The organism is Neoluteolibacter marinus (assembly GCF_014904755.1).
GTDB classification, from domain to species: Bacteria; Verrucomicrobiota; Verrucomicrobiia; order Verrucomicrobiales; family Akkermansiaceae; genus Haloferula; species Haloferula marina.
Map to the genome: position 1 here is coordinate 1 of NZ_JACZFQ010000254.1, position 649 is coordinate 649.

Here is a 649-nt window from a genome sequence, read left to right on the forward strand (position 1 = left end):
CTTCGCGGTTCCGGCCGCCGGAGAGCCGAGTTGGGGCTGAGCGAGGGACGCCAGGACAAGAGCCACGCGGCGCTCATCTCGCTCGGTCGTAGGGGGACCAGAAGGGGACCAGAATCATGCAAACCATGCATCCCGTGACGTGTTCTGCATGATCTGACCCCCGGAATCACGCGGAATCCGGCTTGGTCGGAGCCGTTTGGACGCCTGGGGGTCAGGGGGTCGCAGGTTCAAATCCTGTCATCCCGACAATTTGATGTTCTTAGGTGTTCGAATAGCCGAACCTACGTTTGCCGTAGGTTCGGCTATTTTTGTATGCAGGGGCGGCTTCGATTTTGCCAACGGATCCAAGGTCTCGGATGGGGGCAGGATCAATCCACCAGTTGGATCACAGAGGCGCCAGCCGTGGTCGCAGAAGAATGAAGAAGTCAGTCACGAAAATTTTTCCGCTATGACTCCACCTAATGCTCGTGCCAAAGGGATGGGAACAGCGTTCCCGATCTGCCTGGTGATGGCGGTGAGCGACCCGACGAACTTGTAGTCGTCGGGGAATCCCTGGATTCGCGCGCCCTCGTGGATGGTGATGGCCCGGTCTTCGGTCGGGTGGACGAAGCGCCCCTTATCAGGCTTGGTGAACCCCGTTCGGAGCGTG

At 59.3% G+C, this 649-nt stretch carries 1 protein-coding gene; it reads right to left on the reverse strand.

The window, feature by feature from the left end:
* Window positions 1-429 precede the first annotated feature (429 nt).
* On the reverse strand, window positions 430-649 hold a 220-nt coding region (locus tag IG178_RS24730), incomplete at its 5' end, for a DNA cytosine methyltransferase (RefSeq protein WP_193215241.1).